The sequence below is a fragment of the Streptomyces sp. 135 genome, from assembly GCF_020026305.1.
GTDB lineage: Bacteria > Actinomycetota > Actinomycetes > Streptomycetales > Streptomycetaceae > Streptomyces.
The window spans coordinates 1,330,382-1,346,365 of record NZ_CP075691.1 but is presented as its reverse complement, the minus strand read 5'-3'; the positions used below and the strand labels follow the sequence as shown (position 1 = coordinate 1,346,365).

Annotated in this window: 13 protein-coding genes and 2 pseudogenes; 8 read left to right on the top strand and 7 right to left on the bottom strand. The window is 72.3% G+C overall.

The genetic code is table 11. The annotated features are described in order from the left end of the window. The first annotated feature begins 40 nt into the window (after positions 1–40). Positions 41–1,428: pseudogene (locus tag KKZ08_RS06195) on the top strand (peptidase C39 family protein). 46 nt (positions 1,429–1,474) lie between these two features. Here the strand turns inward: KKZ08_RS06195 and KKZ08_RS06190 are convergent. Next, positions 1,475–2,953 carry a M1 family metallopeptidase gene (locus tag KKZ08_RS06190; RefSeq protein WP_223773475.1) on the bottom strand — a complete coding sequence of 493 codons (1,479 nt, stop codon included), beginning with the start codon at positions 2,951–2,953 and terminating at the stop codon, positions 1,475–1,477. A gap of 174 nt (positions 2,954–3,127) precedes the next feature. On the opposite strand from KKZ08_RS06190, the gene KKZ08_RS06185 reads away from it, so the two are divergent. Beyond that, positions 3,128–3,274, top strand: coding sequence for an SCO1431 family membrane protein (locus tag KKZ08_RS06185; protein ID WP_223773474.1), 147 nt, complete (start codon positions 3,128–3,130; stop codon positions 3,272–3,274). Here KKZ08_RS06185 and KKZ08_RS06180 read toward each other — a convergent pair. From KKZ08_RS06180 to KKZ08_RS06170, 3 genes are all read right to left on the bottom strand, one after another. Continuing rightward, on the bottom strand, positions 3,252–4,163 hold the full coding sequence (locus KKZ08_RS06180; protein ID WP_223773473.1) for a hypothetical protein: 912 nt from the start codon (positions 4,161–4,163) through the stop codon (positions 3,252–3,254). The genes KKZ08_RS06185 and KKZ08_RS06180 overlap by 23 nt on opposite strands. A gap of 10 nt (positions 4,164–4,173) precedes the next feature. Continuing rightward, a complete protein-coding gene (locus tag KKZ08_RS06175) occupies positions 4,174–5,079 on the bottom strand; it encodes a DUF6114 domain-containing protein (RefSeq protein WP_223778931.1) in 906 nt (301 codons plus the stop codon). 65 nt (positions 5,080–5,144) lie between these two features. Continuing rightward, positions 5,145–5,693: a DUF6230 family protein gene (locus KKZ08_RS06170; RefSeq protein ID WP_223778930.1), complete on the bottom strand. Its 549-nt coding sequence runs from the start codon at positions 5,691–5,693 to the stop codon at positions 5,145–5,147. A gap of 252 nt (positions 5,694–5,945) precedes the next feature. Here KKZ08_RS06170 and KKZ08_RS06165 point away from each other — a divergent pair, with 252 nt between their 5' ends. Further along, complete coding sequence (locus KKZ08_RS06165) at positions 5,946–6,569, top strand: TetR/AcrR family transcriptional regulator (protein ID WP_223773472.1); 624 nt, start codon at positions 5,946–5,948, stop codon at positions 6,567–6,569. A gap of 63 nt (positions 6,570–6,632) precedes the next feature. On the opposite strand, the gene KKZ08_RS06160 is transcribed toward KKZ08_RS06165, so the two are convergent. Continuing rightward, positions 6,633–7,877: a glycoside hydrolase family 18 protein gene (locus tag KKZ08_RS06160; protein ID WP_223778929.1), complete on the bottom strand. Its 1,245-nt coding sequence runs from the start codon at positions 7,875–7,877 to the stop codon at positions 6,633–6,635. 371 nt (positions 7,878–8,248) lie between these two features. On the opposite strand from KKZ08_RS06160, the gene KKZ08_RS06155 reads away from it, so the two are divergent. Beyond that, positions 8,249–9,421 carry an acyl-CoA dehydrogenase gene (locus KKZ08_RS06155; RefSeq protein ID WP_223773471.1) on the top strand — a complete coding sequence of 391 codons (1,173 nt, stop codon included), beginning with the start codon at positions 8,249–8,251 and terminating at the stop codon, positions 9,419–9,421. On the opposite strand, the pseudogene KKZ08_RS06150 reads toward KKZ08_RS06155, so the two are convergent. After that, positions 9,384–9,563: pseudogene (locus KKZ08_RS06150) on the bottom strand (hypothetical protein); the annotation flags it as partial. The gene KKZ08_RS06155 and the pseudogene KKZ08_RS06150 overlap by 38 nt on opposite strands. A 795-nt stretch (positions 9,564–10,358) precedes the next feature. Here KKZ08_RS06150 and KKZ08_RS06145 point away from each other — a divergent pair. Together KKZ08_RS06145 and KKZ08_RS06140 are read left to right on the top strand one after the other, a co-directional pair. Next, the gene (locus KKZ08_RS06145) at positions 10,359–11,486 is read left to right on the top strand and encodes a hypothetical protein (protein ID WP_223773470.1); all 1,128 of its coding nucleotides are present in this window, start codon (positions 10,359–10,361) and stop codon (positions 11,484–11,486) included. Positions 11,487–11,519: 33 nt separating this feature from the next. Beyond that, positions 11,520–12,620, top strand: coding sequence for a phosphotransferase family protein (locus KKZ08_RS06140; protein ID WP_223773469.1), 1,101 nt, complete (start codon positions 11,520–11,522; stop codon positions 12,618–12,620). Position 12,621: 1 nt separating this feature from the next. Here the strand turns inward: KKZ08_RS06140 and KKZ08_RS06135 are convergent, their stop codons facing one another. Next, complete coding sequence (locus tag KKZ08_RS06135; RefSeq protein WP_223773468.1) at positions 12,622–13,050, bottom strand: hypothetical protein; 429 nt, start codon at positions 13,048–13,050, stop codon at positions 12,622–12,624. Between the two features lie 211 nt (positions 13,051–13,261). Between KKZ08_RS06135 and KKZ08_RS06130 the strand changes: the two genes are divergently transcribed. Together KKZ08_RS06130 and KKZ08_RS06125 are read left to right on the top strand one after the other, a co-directional pair. Continuing rightward, entirely contained in the window at positions 13,262–13,702 is a 441-nt protein-coding gene (locus KKZ08_RS06130; RefSeq protein WP_030789227.1) for an Lrp/AsnC family transcriptional regulator, read from the top strand. Between the two features lie 155 nt (positions 13,703–13,857). Continuing rightward, positions 13,858–15,519 carry an amidohydrolase gene (locus tag KKZ08_RS06125; RefSeq protein ID WP_223773467.1) on the top strand — a complete coding sequence of 554 codons (1,662 nt, stop codon included), beginning with the start codon at positions 13,858–13,860 and terminating at the stop codon, positions 15,517–15,519. The last annotated feature ends 465 nt before the right edge of the window (positions 15,520–15,984 follow it).

The following is a 15,984-nucleotide window of genomic DNA, read 5'->3' as shown; positions in this document are numbered from 1 at the left end:
CGGCTCCGGCCGGAGACCACGTCGACTGGGGGTCCCCCTGATGGACCGAGCTGACCGCCCCGACCGCCCCGACACCATGTCCCGCAGATCCGTGCTCGCCACGGCCGCCGCCCTGACCGCCCTCGCGGCGACCACGGGCCCCGCCCTGGCCGCGGGCGGCACGGCCCGCGCGCCGCGCGCCGCGCGGACCGCTTCGTGGACAACCGCTTCTGGACCTCGTACGAGGACTGGCGGGCCGGCACCGCCGAGGGCACCGCGGTCGTCACCGTAGGCCGCCCCGGCCTGCGGATCGCGAAGCCCGCGGGCCGCACCGACTACACCGACCCGCACACCGGCAGGACCGCCGCCTGGGAGTTCGCGCGCTGGACCTCGCCCACGCACCGCTCCACCGTCCCCGGGACGGAGGTCATCGCCTCCTGGAACGCGCGCACCCCCGCCGGGACCTGGCTCCAGGCCGAGCTGATGGCCACGTACGCCGACGGTTCGGACAGCCCCTGGTACGTGATGGGCCGCTGGACCTCCGGCGACGACAAGGAGACCGACATCCGGCGGACCTCGGTCGACGGCCAGACCGACGGCAAGTCGACGGTCTGGACGGACACGCTCTCCCTGGACGACGCGACGGCCGGCCCGCGCGTCGTCTCCTACCGGCTGCGCCTGACGCTGTACCGCACGCCGGGCACCACCGCGACGCCCACGGTCTGGCGGCTCGGCGCGATGGCCTCCGCGGTCCCCGACCGCTTCACGGTCCCGGCCTCCGCGCCCGGTGTCGCCAAGGAGCTGACGGTCCCGCGCTACTCGCAGGAGATCCACGTCGGCCAGTACCCCGAGTACGACAACGGCGGCGAGGCCTGGTGCAGCCCCACCTCCTCACAGATGATCATCGAGTACTGGGGGCGCAAGCCGAAGCCGGAGGACCTGGCGTGGGTCGACCCCTCCTACGCCGACCCGCAGGTGTGCCACGCGGCCCGCCAGACGTTCGACTACCAGTACGACGGCTGCGGGAACTGGCCCTTCAACGCGGCGTACGCGGCGACGTACACCGACCTCCAGGGCGTCGTGACCCGGCTCGCCTCGCTCACCGAGCTGGAGCAGCTGATCGCGGCGGGCATCCCGGCCATCACGTCCCAGTCGTTCCTCAAGGAGGAGCTGACGGGCGCCGGGTACGGCACGGCGGGGCATCTGATGACGGTCATCGGCTTCACGGCGGACGGCGACGTGATCGCCAACGACCCGGCCTCGCCGAGCAACGACGCGGTGCGCCGGATCTACAAGCGGCGTGAGTGGGAGAACATCTGGCTGCGCACCAAGCGCTACAACTCCACCGGCAAGGTCGTCTCCGGCACGGGCGGCGTCTGCTACCTGTACTTCCCGGTGAAGCTCAGCACGGCGCAGCGGCAGGCCCTCGCGGCGGTCGGCATCCGCTGACGGGTGCCGGGGGCGCGGGCCGCGGCGTCCGCGCCCCCGGTGAGCCTCACGTCACCGGGTCCACCACCCAGTCCGGGTGCCCCGGCATCGGCGGCGTCTTCGAGCCGTACAGCCAGGGCCGCAGGAACCCCTCCAGGTCCTCGCCCGCGACCTTCGACGCCAGGTCGACGAAGTCCCGCGTGCTCGCCGTGCGCCCCTGGAAACCGCTCACCCAGGCGCGCTCGATCCGCTGGAACGTCGCGTCGCCGACCTGCTCGCGCAGCGCGTACAGCACGAGCGCGGAGCCGTCGTAGCGCATGCGCTTGAAGAGGTTCGGCTCGGTCGGCTCGGCGGGGGCGCCGAAGTCCTTGCGCCACTGGTCGTGCGCGGCGTACGCGGTCTTCATGGCGGCCTCGAAGCTGTCGCCGCCGTTGGCCTCGGAGTGGAGGCGTTCGTAGAAGCGGGCGTGGCCCTCGCTCACCCACAGATCCGACCAGCTCTCCAGGGCCACGCTGTTCCCGAACCACTGGTGGGCCAGCTCGTGCACCAGGTTCCGCTCGGCGTCGACCTTCGTGCCCAGCAGGTCGGCCTTGGGGACGAGGGAGAGCGTCTGGGTCTCCAGGGCGACGCCGAGGTCGGTGTCGCCGACCAGGACGCCGTAGCGGTTGAAGGGATAGGGGCCGAGCCGCTCCTCCAGCCACTTCACGTGGTCGGGGGTGAGCTTGCGGTACTCGGCGGTCGGCTCGACCAGCGCCTCGGGGACGACGTCCCGCAGCGGGAGCCCGCCGGGGCCCTCGCCGTCGATCAGCCGGAACTTCCCGACGGCCAGCTGCACCAACTGCGTGGAGAGCGGCTGCTCGGAGTCGTACGTCCAGCGGACCCGGCCGCCGGGGACCTCGACGCGCGAGACCAGCTTGCCGTTGGCCACGGCCGTGCGGTCGCTCGGCGTGCTGATGCGGAACGTGATCGGCGCGCGCCGGCTCGGGTGGTCATCGGCGGGGAAGATCATGCGGGCGCCGTTCGGCTGGGGGTAGACCACCGTGCCGTCCGGCGTGGGTATCCAGCCGTAGTCCTCGATCGCGTCGTCGCGGTGCCGGGTCTGGCCGGGGTCGGCGGTGTACGTGACTCTGACCGTGAACGAACTGCCCTTGCGTATGGGGGCCTTGGGAGTCACGGTCAGCTCGTCGCGCTCGCGGGACGCGCCGGCCTTCGAGCCGTTGACCGTCACGGCGTGCAGGGTGTTGCCCGCGAAGTCCAGGTTGAAGCGGGAGAGGGCCTGGGTGGACGTGGCCCTGATGGTCGTCGCCGCCTCGAAGGGCGTCTTCGGCGCCTGCCAGTCGAAGTCCAGGTAGTAGCGGTCCACCCGGTAACCGCCGTTGCCGTCCAGCGGGAACAGCGGATCGCCGAGGCCGGGCGCGCCCGGCGACGGCTTGCCGTCCGTGGCCGGGGCGGCCTGCGAGACCGGCGCGGTGAGGGCGGCCGCCACGGTGATCGCGGCCGCGAGGGCGAGCCGTGCTCCGGGGTGGGTCGTCCGGTTCGTGCTCATCGGGAACCTCTCGGTCGGATGGTGCGCGGACGTACGTCGTGTCTCGTTCTAGACGCACGGCGCTCCGCCCGAGTTGTGGCGTGACCAAGGTCTCGCCCCCGGACAGGTTTCCTGCTGGCATGGTGGAGGGGTTCCATGGGGGGACACCGCTGCCAGAAGAATCAGTGAGAAGACATGACCGCGTTCTCTGCCACCGCCGTCCGCGTCCGGGCCCGTACCGGCGGCCCCAAGGAAGACGGGCCGAATCTCCTGGAGCACCTCGCGGGCTGGACGCTCGTCGTGCTCCTCGCGATGCTCGTCACGCAGACCGGTCTGCTGTGACCCCGCCCGCGTAGTCGCCGCTGCCGTCCGCGCCGGCCCGCCAGTGCCGGTGCGGGACGCCCACCAGGCCGTACAACCACCGCACCGGTGACCGTCCGGGCAGCAGTGTGAGCCCCGCCACGATCGCGAACAGCGGCAGCCCGAGCCATCCGCCGAGCAGACGCACCAGCACGCTCGCGAGGAGCGCGCCCACGAACGGCAGCCCGTACACCCCGGCGCCGGCGATGACGACGGCGAGGAGCCTCGGCACCTTGCGGTCCTCGTCGGCCCCCGGCAGCGACCAGCCCTCCATCAGCCAGCCGACCCCGGTCGCCAGCATGGTGCCGATCACCGCGGCCCCGAAGAGCAGCAGCGCCAGGAACGTCCCGGACGTCACGAAGTCCAGTACGTGGTTGACGACGCTGTCCCTCGGCCAGTCGGCGAAGTCGTCGGTACCGGGGGAGAGGAACCGCTCGTAGCCCCGGCCGTCCCACCCGTGGACGAGCGTCCCGAACAGCAGGAAGTACCCGCCCACGCACTGGAGGTAGGCCCAGTAGCCCGCCCCCGCGAGCACCAGCGCCTGCGCCACGAGGAACCCGAGGATCGCGGCCACCGGGATCCCGCCCGCGTAGCCGAGGACGAACCCCGCCCAGACGTCCTCGTGGCCGGCCGCGACGTGCATCGTCGCCCACGCGGGGTTCTGCCACAGCAGGAAGAGCCCCGTCGGCACCATCAGGACGGCGGCGAACAGCGCCGTGAGCGCCAGAAAGGGGTTGGCGGCCCGGCTGCGGGTGCGCGGTCCCTCACCGGCGTTGATCCGCTCCCACACCTGCAACTGACGCCCCGCGGAGAGCGCGGAGGTCGCGCCGATCGCGTACGCCCAGAACAGGGCGGCCTGGATCTGGATCACACCACGCCCCTCACGCCGAGGCCTTCAGGGAGAGCCCGCCCGCCACGATGGAGTCCGAGGTGACCAGGGCCTGTTCGGCGCTGACGTCCGTCATGAAGACGAACGGCGGTACGAGGGGCGGCACCGGCAGCCTGTCGGGGGTGAAGGTCAGACAGAGCAGGCCCTCGACGCACCCCTTGAACTTGGTCAGATACAGCGTGACCGAGCCGCTCAGGTCCAGGGTGTCGGCGCCCAGGGCGAGTTCCTCGCCTCCGTCCCGCGTCGTCAGCTCGTAGTCGGTGAGCGAGGCGGCCTTCATCCGGAGCACCATGACCTTCAGCGGGCCGTCCGCCGTCGGGATCTCCTTGACGCCCGCCACGATGAAGCCCTGCGGGGCGAAGAGCGTGGTGGTGATGGTCGGCGGCGTCCTGGCCGCCACGAGCGTCCCGGCGGCGGGAGCCGCCCTGGCCGGGCTTCCGTTCACGATCCCCGCGACGATCACGACCGGCAGCAGCACGGCGAGCGTCCGGGTGCCCTGCCCGTCCCGGACCCTCGGCGGCGCCGGATCCTCCTCGGCATCCTCGGGCACCGGCGTCCACCCGAAGCCCATGGCGCTGCCGGCGATCCCCAGGAGCATGCCGACGAGGAACCCGCCGAGGTTGGTGGCGGCGAACGACAGCACCGAGAGGATCAGGGCGTTGACGCTCACATAGTGGTGCGTGTGCGGCAGGAACCACAGGAAGAGCCCCGCCACCACCAGCGCGATCCCGATGCCGAGGGCCGCGATCCCGCCGAGCCCGAGGCTCACCAGGACCGTCAGCGGCGAGAGCGGCACCAGCAGCAGTTCGGCGCCGCCGAGGAGCAGCAGCAGGCCGCCCCAGAACGGCCGCGTACGCCGCCACCTGCGCAGCACCCGCCGCTGCCGGGGCCAGGGCAGCCGCCGGTCGAGGGGGCCGCCGCCGTCCTTGCGGAAGGGTCTGACGCCACCTCTGCCGCCGCCGGTCAGAAGCACTTCTTGCCGCCGAGGCTGACGTCGACCCGCATGCCCTTGAGCCGGAAGTTCCCGCCCGTCGCCGACCAGGCGTGGGACTTCACCCCGGAGACCGTGATGTCCCCGGCCTGGAGCCCGAACTTGCCCCGCTCGCCCTTGACCCCGGGCACCTCGTCCAGCGTCGAGGCGTCCCGGCCGATCTGCGCGGTGCCGAAGCGGGCGTCGCCCACCAGGTCCTCGCCGTCGATGACGAGGTTGCTCGCGGTGACGTTGCCCGCGTCGCCGCCCGCGGTCAGCTTGAAGACGACCGTGCCGACCGGGGTCTTCACCTCGGCGGCCTGACAGATGTCGGACAGGGTCGCGTCCCCGATCCCGAGGAGCGCCACCGGGTGCCCCTTGCCGTCGATGTCCCGGTCCGTCTGGACGTACGAGGACAGGCCCTCGCTCGTCAGCTTGCCCGAGGAGACCTGGAAGCTGGTGCCCGAGACGGCGAAGGACGCGGCGAGCGCGCCCTCGGCCATCACGGACGCCATCACGCCGACGGCCAGCACGGCCGGCATGGCCACCACGGCCGTCTTCCTCCAGGAGGTCCTGCCCTCGCGTAACGCGTTGCGGCTAGCGCCCACTGTCTTCCTCCCGTACGTCGTTCCGCGTCGTCAAACGTGCGTGTTCCGCGTCGTCAAACGTGCGTGTTCCGCGTCGTCAAGCGTGCGTAAGGGGAGTGCGTGAAGCGCCGTCGGGAGCCGGTCGGCAGGTGGCACCGCTCTGCCATACTGCGGACATCCCACGGCAGTTGGAGACTAGGGCCGAAATTGAATAATAGTCAACAGCGCGGTACCGACCGTTCCGCGGCTCGCCGCGCCGAACTCATCACCATCGGCCGGAAGCTGTTCGCCGACAGGTCCTACGACGCCCTGTCGATGGACGACATCGCGAAGCAGGCGGGCGTCGCCAAAGGGCTGATCTACTACTACTTCAAGTCCAAGCGCGGCTACTACCTCGCGATCATCGAGGACTCCGTCGCCGACCTGGTCGCGCGCGCCGGACGGCACGACGACCTGCCGCCTGTGGAGCGCGTGCAGCGCACCATCGACGGCTATCTGCGCTATGCCGAGCACCACCAGGCCGCCTACCGGGCGATCATCAGCGGGGGAGTCGGCTTCGACGCCGAGGTACACGCCATCCGCGACGGCGTGCGCGAGGCGATGATCAAGACGATCGCCGAGGGGACGTACGGCCGCGCCGACATCCCGTGTCTCGCCCGCACCGCGCTGCTCGGCTGGCTGTGCAGCGTCGAGGGCATCACGCTCGACTGGGTCGGGCACCGCGGTCTGGCGCGCGAGCGGGTCTGCGCCCTCCTCGTGCGCACCCTCGGGGACACGCTGCGCGTCATCGAGGACTTCGAGCCGTCGTTCCCGGCGCCTTCGCGGCCCTGAGGCGGCTGCGCGCGAAGGGGCGGGAGCCGACCGGCTCCCGCCCCAACGCACGTGCCGCGTACGTCAGTTGATGGCCTTGATCAGCTCACCGTTCGCCGTGTCGCCGCTGAGCTCCCAGAAGAACGTGCCGCCGAGGCCCGCCTGGTCCTTGTAGTTCATCTTCCCCGCGATGGTCGCCGGGGTGTCGTAGCTCCACCAGTTGTTCCCGCAGTGGGCGTACGCGGTCCCGCCGACCGTGCCGTTCGCCGGGCACTTGGTCTTCAGTTCCTTGTAGTCGTCGATGCCCTGCTCGTACTTGCCCGCGGCGGGCCCGGTCGCGGTGCCGCCGGGGGCCTTCTGCGTGACGCCCGTCCAGCCGCGCCCGTAGAAGCCGATGCCGAGCAGCAGCTTCTGGGCCGGGATGCCGAGGCTCCGGAGCTTCTTGATCGTGGCGTCGGAGTGGTACGAGGCCTTCGGGATGCCGGTGTAGGAGGTGAGCGGCGAGTGCGGGGCGGTCGGCCCCTTCGCGTCCCACGCACCGAAGTAGTCGTACGTCATCGGGTTGTACCAGTCGACGTACTGGGCGGCGCCCGCGTAGTCGGCCGCGTCGATCTTGCCGCCCGCGGAGGCGTCCGCGGGGATCGCCGCCGTCACGAGATTGCCGCTGCCGAACTTCGCGCGGACCGCGGCCATCAGCTTCTTGTAGGCCTCGCGCCCGCTGGTGTCGCACGTCAGGCCGCAGGCGTTGGGGTACTCCCAGTCGATGTCGATGCCGTCGAAGACATCGGCCCACTTGGAGTTCTCGACCAGGTCGTAGCAGGACTGGGCGAACGCCGCCGGGTTCTTCGCGGCCTCCGTGAAGCCGCCCGACCACGTCCAGCCGCCGAAGGACCACAGCACCTTGAGGTCCGGGTGCTTCTTCTTGAGCTTGCGCAGCTGGTTGAAGTTGCCGCGCAGCGGCTGGTCCCAGGTGTCGGCCACGCCGTCGACGGACTGGGCGGCGGTGTAGGCCTTGTCCGTCGCCGCGTAGGCGTCGCCCATGGTGCACTTGCCGCCCTGGACGTTGCCGAAGGCGTAGTTGATGTGGGTGAGCTTGGCGGCGGAGCCGGACGTCTCGATGTTCTTGACGTGGTAGTCCCGGCCGTAGACACCCCATTCGGTGAAGTATCCGACGACCTTGGAACCGGCGGCGGCCTTGGTCGTCGGGGTCCTGTCCGGTTCGGCGGCGGCGCTGCCGGCCCCGCCGAGGAGGCCCGCGCCGAGGACGGCGCAACAGGCGGTGGCGATCAGGGCGCGGAGGCCGGGGCGAGGGGAGTGCGATCTGAGCATCATGTCTCCTCGTGGGGGGAAACCAGTGAGGCGCGGGGGACGGGGGTTGCTGCTGGGGACCCGCGGATGTGCTGTGCCGTGAACCTTTGGCATGAACGCGGTAAGTCGTTCAATGGAACACTAGGAGGACTAGACCAGTGCGGTCAATGGTTCGGACCAATCCGGCCGCCCGCGGCGATCTCCGGCTATCTTTCGAGTAAGCGGTCGTTAACTAGTGACTGGCTGCCGCCGATCGGGCATACTCAACGCGCCGCAGCCGCTGGTCAGCCGCTTCCGTGACCCGGAAGGAGACCCTGGCTCGGCATCGTTTCCGGCGTCGCCGCCTCACCCTGCGCGGGCGTCCGCCGTAGCCCGACAGGGAGGAGAGCGTCATGCCCGACCACGCCCCACAGCCGGTGGATCGTCAGCTGCCGACGGATGAGGCCAGGGATCTGCTCTCGCTCGTCCGGGACATCGTCCAGCGCGAGATCGTCCCGCGGGCGGCGCAGGAGGAGGAAGCCGGACGCTTCCCGCGCGAGGTCTTCACGCTGCTCTCCGAGGCCGGACTGCTCGGTCTCCCGTACGACTCCGAGTTCGGCGGCGGCGACCAGCCCTACGAGGTCTACCTCCAGGTCCTGGAGGAGCTCGCCGCCGCACGCCTGACCGTCGGCCTCGGCGTCAGTGTCCACTCGCTCTCCTGCCACGCGCTCGCCGGGTACGGCACCAAGGAGCAGCAGGGTGAACACCTGCCCGCCATGCTCGGCGGCGGCCTCCTCGGCGCGTACTGCCTCTCCGAGCCGGCGTCGGGCTCGGACGCCGCCTCCCTGCGCACGAAGGCCGTCCGGGACGGTGACCACTGGGTCATCGACGGCACCAAGGCCTGGATCACGCATGGCGGCGTCGCCGACTTCTACACCGTCATGGCCCGCACCGGCGGCGAGGGCGCCCGGGGCGTCACGGCCTTCCTGGTGCCGGGCGACGCCGAGGGGCTGACCGCGGCGGTGCCCGAGAAGAAGATGGGCATGAAGGGCTCGCCCACCGCGCAGATCCATTTCGACGGCGTCCGCGTCCCGGACTCCCGCCGCATCGGGGACGAGGGCCAGGGCTTCGCCATCGCGCTCTCGGCGCTCGACTCGGGGCGGCTCGGCATCGCGGCCTGCGCCATCGGTGTGGCCCAGGCGGCGCTGGACGAGGCGCTCGCGTACGCCACCGAGCGGCGGCAGTTCGGCCGGCCGATCGCGGACTTCCAGGGGTTGCGCTTCATGCTGGTGGACATGGCGACGCAGATCGAGGCGGGCCGGGCGCTCTATCTGGCGGCGGCCAGGCTGCGCGACGCGGGCCGGCCGTTCGCCAAGCAGGCGGCCATGGCCAAGCTGCTGTGCACGGACGCCGCGATGAAGGTGACGACGGACGCCGTGCAGGTCCTCGGGGGCTACGGCTACACGGCGGACTTCCCCGTGGAACGCTTCATGCGCGAGGCGAAGGTGCTCCAGATCGTCGAGGGCACCAATCAGATCCAGCGCATGGTCATCGCCCGTCACCTCGCGGGTCCCGAGACGCGCTGAACTGACTCCGGGGCACGGGCGGCGCCACCAGCCGGGCCCACTCCGGGTCGTGGCGCCCGGGCAGCGTCCGGCCGCGGTCGATCCAGTGACGGATCAGGGCGCGGTAGATCGGCGGGTCCTGAAGATGGGGCTGCGGGTGGGGCGGCTGCGGGCGGGGGGCCGTCGGGGGCTGCTGGTACGCATGTTGCTGGTACGCATGTTGCTGGTACGTCTGCTGACGCGGCTCTGCCTGCTGAGCCCGCGGGGGAACCGATTCTGCGGAGGCGGGCACCATCACCAGGGTGCGCCGCCGACGGCCGGTGGGGACGTGTGCCGGGCCCATGTCCGTGGGGGTCATGCCAGGCCAACGCCCGCCCGGGCACCGAAGTCACCGCCCCGCGGATTAGGGCGTCAGTTCATGGCATCCGCGTGTCGGGGCGGCGGCCGGGCCGCGCCCGCACCCCGGGCGCGAGCGCCGCCCGGGAGCGGCCCGAAGCACGCGGGGATTGACGTAGCGCGCCCCGAAGCACGCGTGCGCACGGCGGACGACCCGGCGCGCCCCCCGGGGCTGGGCCCGTTGCCCTGCGCTCGGGGCGTGCACTCGTTGGGGAGCACGGGGCTCGGCTCGACCTGGCCTGGTCTGGCCTGGCTCGGTCCGGCCCGGTCTGCGGGGTGGGTCCAGCCCGCGGCAGGCACCCGGCCCGGTCCGGCCTGGCTCGGCTTGGTCCGGCCCAGTCCAGTCCAGCCCGGGCCGACCCCGCCCACAGGCCCCCGTCCGCCCCTTCCGACCGGTCACGCCACCACGCCTACGGGCCACCCGCGCTCCCGGGAGCACCCCGCCCCGCCCGAAGCCCGCCTCGCCCGGACGCGGCCGCGCACGCACGTCTATGGCTCCGGCCCAGTAACTGACGTACCGTCAACTCGACGCCGAACTGCCGCGCGCCCAGGGAGGTTTCCCGTGGAGGACGACCGTCCGGTACCGCTCGACGAGTACCCCGTGCACCAGGTGCCCCTGTCGATGAAGCACGTCGCGACGGGCGACCGCAACGCCTACGACCGGTGCATCTTCCACCTCTTCGACCACGAGGGCCACGCCCTGCTGATCCTCGGCCTCGGCGTCTATCCGAACACCGGAGTCATCGACGCGTACGCCACCCTCCGCACCGGCGACACGCTGCACGCCGTACGCGCCGCCGACGCCCTCGGCGACGATCGGACGGACCTCGCGGTCGGCCCTCTGCGCATCACCGTCGACGAGCCGCTGCGCCGGCTGCGGCTGGAGTGCGCCGCCGACCCAGGTGACCCCGCCTCCCTGTCGTACGACCTCACTTGGAACGCCGACTTCCCCGCGCTCTGGGAACCGCACCACATCCAGCGCCGCGGCGGACGGCTCACCCTCGAAGGGCGCCGTTTCGTCCAGGCGGGCCGCCCCTCGGGGACGATCCGCGTGGGCGGCGAGGAGATCCCCGTGACGGCGGGGGAGTGGACCGCGACCCGCGACCGCAGCTGGGGCGTGCGGCCCATCCCCGGGGAGGAACGCGGGCGCCTGGAGGAGGAGTTCGCCGCCGAGGGCTTCCACTGGATCTGGTGCCCGGTGCGTTTCGATGACCGCTTCCTGATGGTCGTCGTCCAGGAGGACGCGGACGGCTACCGCACCCTCAACGACGCCACCCTCGTCCGCCCGGGCCACCGCGACCGCCAACTCGGCTGGCCCCGCGCCGACATCGCCTACCGCCCCGGCACCCGCCACCCCGAGCACGCCGTCATCCACCTCACGGACCCCGACGGGCACAAGCCCCTGGAACTCGGCGTCGAGGTGCTCGCCTCGCTGCCCCTGGCCATCGGCGCGGGCTACCCGCCCGCCGACGACTGGCAGCACGGCACCTGGCGAGGCCGCGGCTGGACCGACCGCCGCGTCTACGACCTCTCCGACCCCGCGGCCCATCCGCTGGCCGCGTACGGCGTCATCGACCACGCCGCGCGCTTCACCCTGGGCTGCCGCACGGGCCACGGCATCTTCGAGCACGGCAGCTTCGGCCGCCACGACCCGAGCGGGTTCACCGGTTTCGACTCCGTGGCGCCCTGAAGGCCGCCGCCGGTTCGACGAAGGAGCACGGACATGGCATCGGCACCCCGCCCCCGCACCACCACCCGCGACCCGGAAGAACTCGCCCGCCGCCTCACGGCCTGGCTCGACACCCGGCTGCCCGGCGCCAAGGCGGTCGACGTGAGCGTCCCGGAGTCCAACGGCATGTCCAGCGAGACCCTGCTCTTCACCGTCGAGCACCCCGAACCACCCTTGCGGGGCTGCGCGTTGCGCCTCGCGGCCGACCCGGCGGCATACACGATCTTCCCCGTCTACGACATGCCGCGCCAGTACCGCACCATGCGGCTCGTCACCGAGCGCACCGACCTGCCGGTGCCGCGTGTCCTGTGGCTGGAAGAGGACCCCGGACCGCTGGGCGCGCCCTTCTTCGTCATGGAGCGGGTCGAGGGCCGCGTACCGCCGGACGTCATGCCCTACACGTACGAGGGGAACTGGCTGCACGCCGCCACCGACGCCGAACGCGCACACCTGGAGGAGGCCTCGGTCGCCGTGGTGGCCCGGCTGCACGACCAAGTCCCGGCGGACGAGGCGGCCTTCCTCGCGCTGCCCGGCAAGGGCAGCCCGCTGCGCCGCCACGTCGAGACCCAACGCGCTTACTACGCATGGGTGGTGAGCGGACTGCCCCGCTCACCCCTGATCGAGCGCGCCTTCGACCGCCTCGAAGAGCTGTGGCCGGACACCGCCGGCGAACCCGTCCTGAACTGGGGCGACGCACGCATCGGCAACATCGTCTACGACGGCTTCGAACCCGCGGCCGTCCTCGACTGGGAGATGGCGGCGCTCGCCCCGCGCGAGGTCGACCTCGGCTGGATGATCTACTTGCACCGCTTCTTCCAGGACCTGACGGTGAGCTTCGGCCAGCCGGGGCTGCCGGACTTCCTGCGCCGGGACCGCGTCGAGGACACGTACGCCCGGCTCACCGGGCACCCCCCGCACGCCATGGACTTCTACACGCTGTACGCGGCGCTGCGGCACGCGATCGTCATGCTGCGCGTCGCCTACCGCCAGGTCCACTTCGGCGAAGCCGCCGCGCCCGGTGCGCCACAGGACACGGACACGCTGATCCTGCACCACGGCAGCCTCGCGGCCATGGTGCAGGGCAGCTACTGGTGAATCAGGCGGCGGGCCGCTGCTGTTGGGGCGCGCGCAACGGGCGTGACCCGGGACCGCCCACGTGCGAGAACGGCTGCGTCCGCCAGTCGAGTCCCTGAGGGAGCGTCAACAGCAGGGCGGTGTCCTGCTCCTGAATCTCCATCGACTCGTCGGTGGGCGTGGCGTCCGTGGCCGCGCGGCCCGTGCCGGCACAGACCGTGAGCCCGAACGGGTTCCACGGAGTGGGGCACAGCGCGTGCTCGGGCAGGACGTCCTCGTCGGCGAGGAGCGCGATCGGCTGCCCGCAGTCGGGGCAGTTCACGCGGTACATCTCAAAGGTGTCGTAGGCGTCGAGAAGGGCGTCAGCCGGTTCGACACCCTCCGGCTCGGGCTCGGCGACCTGCTGCTGCTTGGCGCGAGTGGACCTGCCGGGGCGCTTCAAATTCTGCATGGGACTCTCCCCCTTGGGTGGGCCGACAAGGCGCTGCGGCCTCGACCACAGCAAGCACTTCCCGTCCCGTCGTAGGGGTAATCGTGGCATCCCATCGGACACGGTCACAGCAGTGTGGTGTTCGTCACATGCCCGAGGGAGTTGCCCCGGCGCGCGAGTCCTTCGGGCGCTCAGGTATCCGCAAGGATCAAGAGCCCTGTAGGTTCGGCGCATGGAGGAGCTGGACCGACAGATCGTGCAGCTGCTCGTCAAGGACGGGCGGATGAGCTACACCGACCTGGGCAAGGCCACGGGCCTGTCCACGTCAGCCGTGCATCAGCGGGTGCGCCGCCTTGAGCAGCGCGGAGTCATTCGTGGCTATGCCGCGGTCGTCGACCCCGAGGCCGTGGGGCTGCCCCTCACGGCCTTCATCTCGGTGAAGCCGTTCGACCCCAGCGCACCGGACGACATCGCCGAACGCCTCGCCGGCGTTCCGGAGATCGAGGCGTGCCACAGCGTCGCGGGGGACGAGAACTACATCCTCAAGGTCCGCGTCGCCACCCCACTGGAACTGGAGCACCTGCTGAGCCGTCTGCGCGCGCTCGCCGGCGTCTCCACGCGGACGACCGTCGTGCTCTCCACGCCCTACGAGGCCCGCCCGCCGCAGGTCTGAACAGCATGCGCTTTCTGCTCGCGCACGGCCCTCTGGGGGCCTCGAAGGGGCGTCCGGTGGCCGCCGAGTCGACGAGTGGACCCCCGCACCCGGCGGCGCGCGCCCTGGGGTGACCCCCGCGTCGCCCGCCCGCCCGCAGGGGCGAGACTGGACCCATGAGCCAGAGCACCGCCCCCGGGAACGACGCCCAGGACCTCCAGGATGCCCACAGCCACCGCACCGTGCTGCTGCGCGGCGGTGACGTCCACAGCCCCGCCGATCCGTTCGCCACCGCGATGGTCGTCGAGCGCGGCCATGTCGCCTGGGTCGGCTCCGAGGGCGCGGCGGACGCCTTCGCCGACGGCGTCGACGACATCGTCGACCTCAAAGGCGCCCTGGTCACCCCGGCCTTCACGGACGCCCACGTGCACACCACGGCCACCGGCCTCGCCCTCACGGGACTCGACCTGTCGGGCGCCCGATCGCTGGACGACGCGCTCGTACGCGTACGCGAACACGCCGCCGCACGGCCGCACGACACCGTCCTGCTCGGCCACGGCTGGGACGCCGCCCGCTGGCCCGGCGGCCGCCCGCCCACGCGCGCGGAGCTCGACGAGGCCACCGGAGGCCGGCCGCTCTACCTCTCCCGCATCGACGTCCACTCGGCGGTCGCCACCACCGCGCTGCTCGACCTGGTGCCCGGCATCACCGAGCGCACCGGCTTCCGCCCGGACGCCCCGCTGACCGGCGACGCCCACCACGGGGTGCGCGCCGCCGCCCTCGCCGCCATCACGCCCCTCCAGCGCACGGAGGCCCAGCGCGCCGCCCTGCGCCGCGCTGCCTCCCTCGGCATCGGCTCCGTGCACGAGTGCGCGGGCCCGGAGATCTCCGACGAGGACGACTTCACCGGGCTGCTGCGGCTCGCCGCCGAGGAGCCGGGGCCGCGCGTCGTCGGCTACTGGGCCGAGCACGGCGAGGAAGGCGTGGCCCGCGCCCGGGAGTTGGGCGCGCTCGGCGCCGCCGGTGACCTCTTCGTGGACGGCGCCCTCGGCTCCCACACCGCCTGCCTCCACGAGCCGTACGCCGACGCCGCCCACACCGGCACGGCCCACCTGGACGCCGCCGCCGTCGCCGCCCACGTCGTGGCGTGCACCGGGGCGGGCCTCCAGGCGGGCTTCCACGCCATCGGGGACGCCGCGGTGAGCTCCGTGGTCGACGGCATGCGCCAGGCCGCCGAGAAGCTCGGCCCGGCGCGTGTCAGGGCCGCCCGGCACCGCGTGGAGCACGCCGAGATGCTCACCCCCGAGACGATCGCGGGCCTCGCCGAGTTCGGCCTCACCGCGTCCGTGCAGCCCGCCTTCGACGCCCTGTGGGGCGGCGAGGACGGCATGTACGCCCAGCGCCTCGGCGCCGACCGGGCGCGCACCCTCAATCCGTACGCGGCCCTGCTGCGCGCCGGCGTGCCCCTGGCCTTCGGCTCCGACAGCCCCGTCACGCCGCTCGACCCCTGGGGCACGGTCCGCGCCGCCGCCTTCCACCGCACGCCCGAGCACCGCGTCTCCGTGCGCGCCGCGTTCACCGCCCACACCAGGGGCGGCTGGCGCGCCGTCGGCCGTGACGACGCGGGCGTCCTGGTGCCGGGCGCGCCCGCGGACTACGCGGTGTGGCGCACCTCCGACCTGGTGGTTCAGGCCCCGGACGACCGCGTGGCCCGCTGGTCGACCGACCCGCGCTCGGGCACGCCCGGCCTGCCCGACCTGTCGCCGGGCGGTGAACTCCCGGTCTGCCTGCGCACGGTGGTGGGCGGCCGGCCGGTCCATGTGGGGCCGGACGAGTGATGTCCCGGCGGTGCGCGGCGCCGGTGGCGGCCCGCCGGAGCTCCGCACGACCTGGGAATCCTCGGCGCTGACCTGGTGGCCTTCATCATCACCGCAGCTCACCGGGCTATTGACAGAGAGCCGTCGTGGGCCGGTAGGTTCGGCCGGGTCCACCACAGGACGTCCGAGAGGCGAACCTCCACGCAGTCGTCGAACGCCGCTGGGTCATGGGTGGTGTGCCGCACCGGCGCACCACCACTGGGAGCCAGGTCCAGCGCCCGCGACGCGGAGGCGAGGGAACGTATGAGCCGATCGGCAGGTGTGACCCGGGTGGGGCCCGGACGCTCAGTAGACAACGGCTTTCGGTCGATCCGCAGCCAGCGGGTCCCAGGTCGGCCCGAAGGGTGCCGGGCCCCGATCCGCAGTGCCGGCCGCCACTACCTCCGTGCCGCCGCTGCGGCGCAGGCCGCGGCCACTATGGTTGTC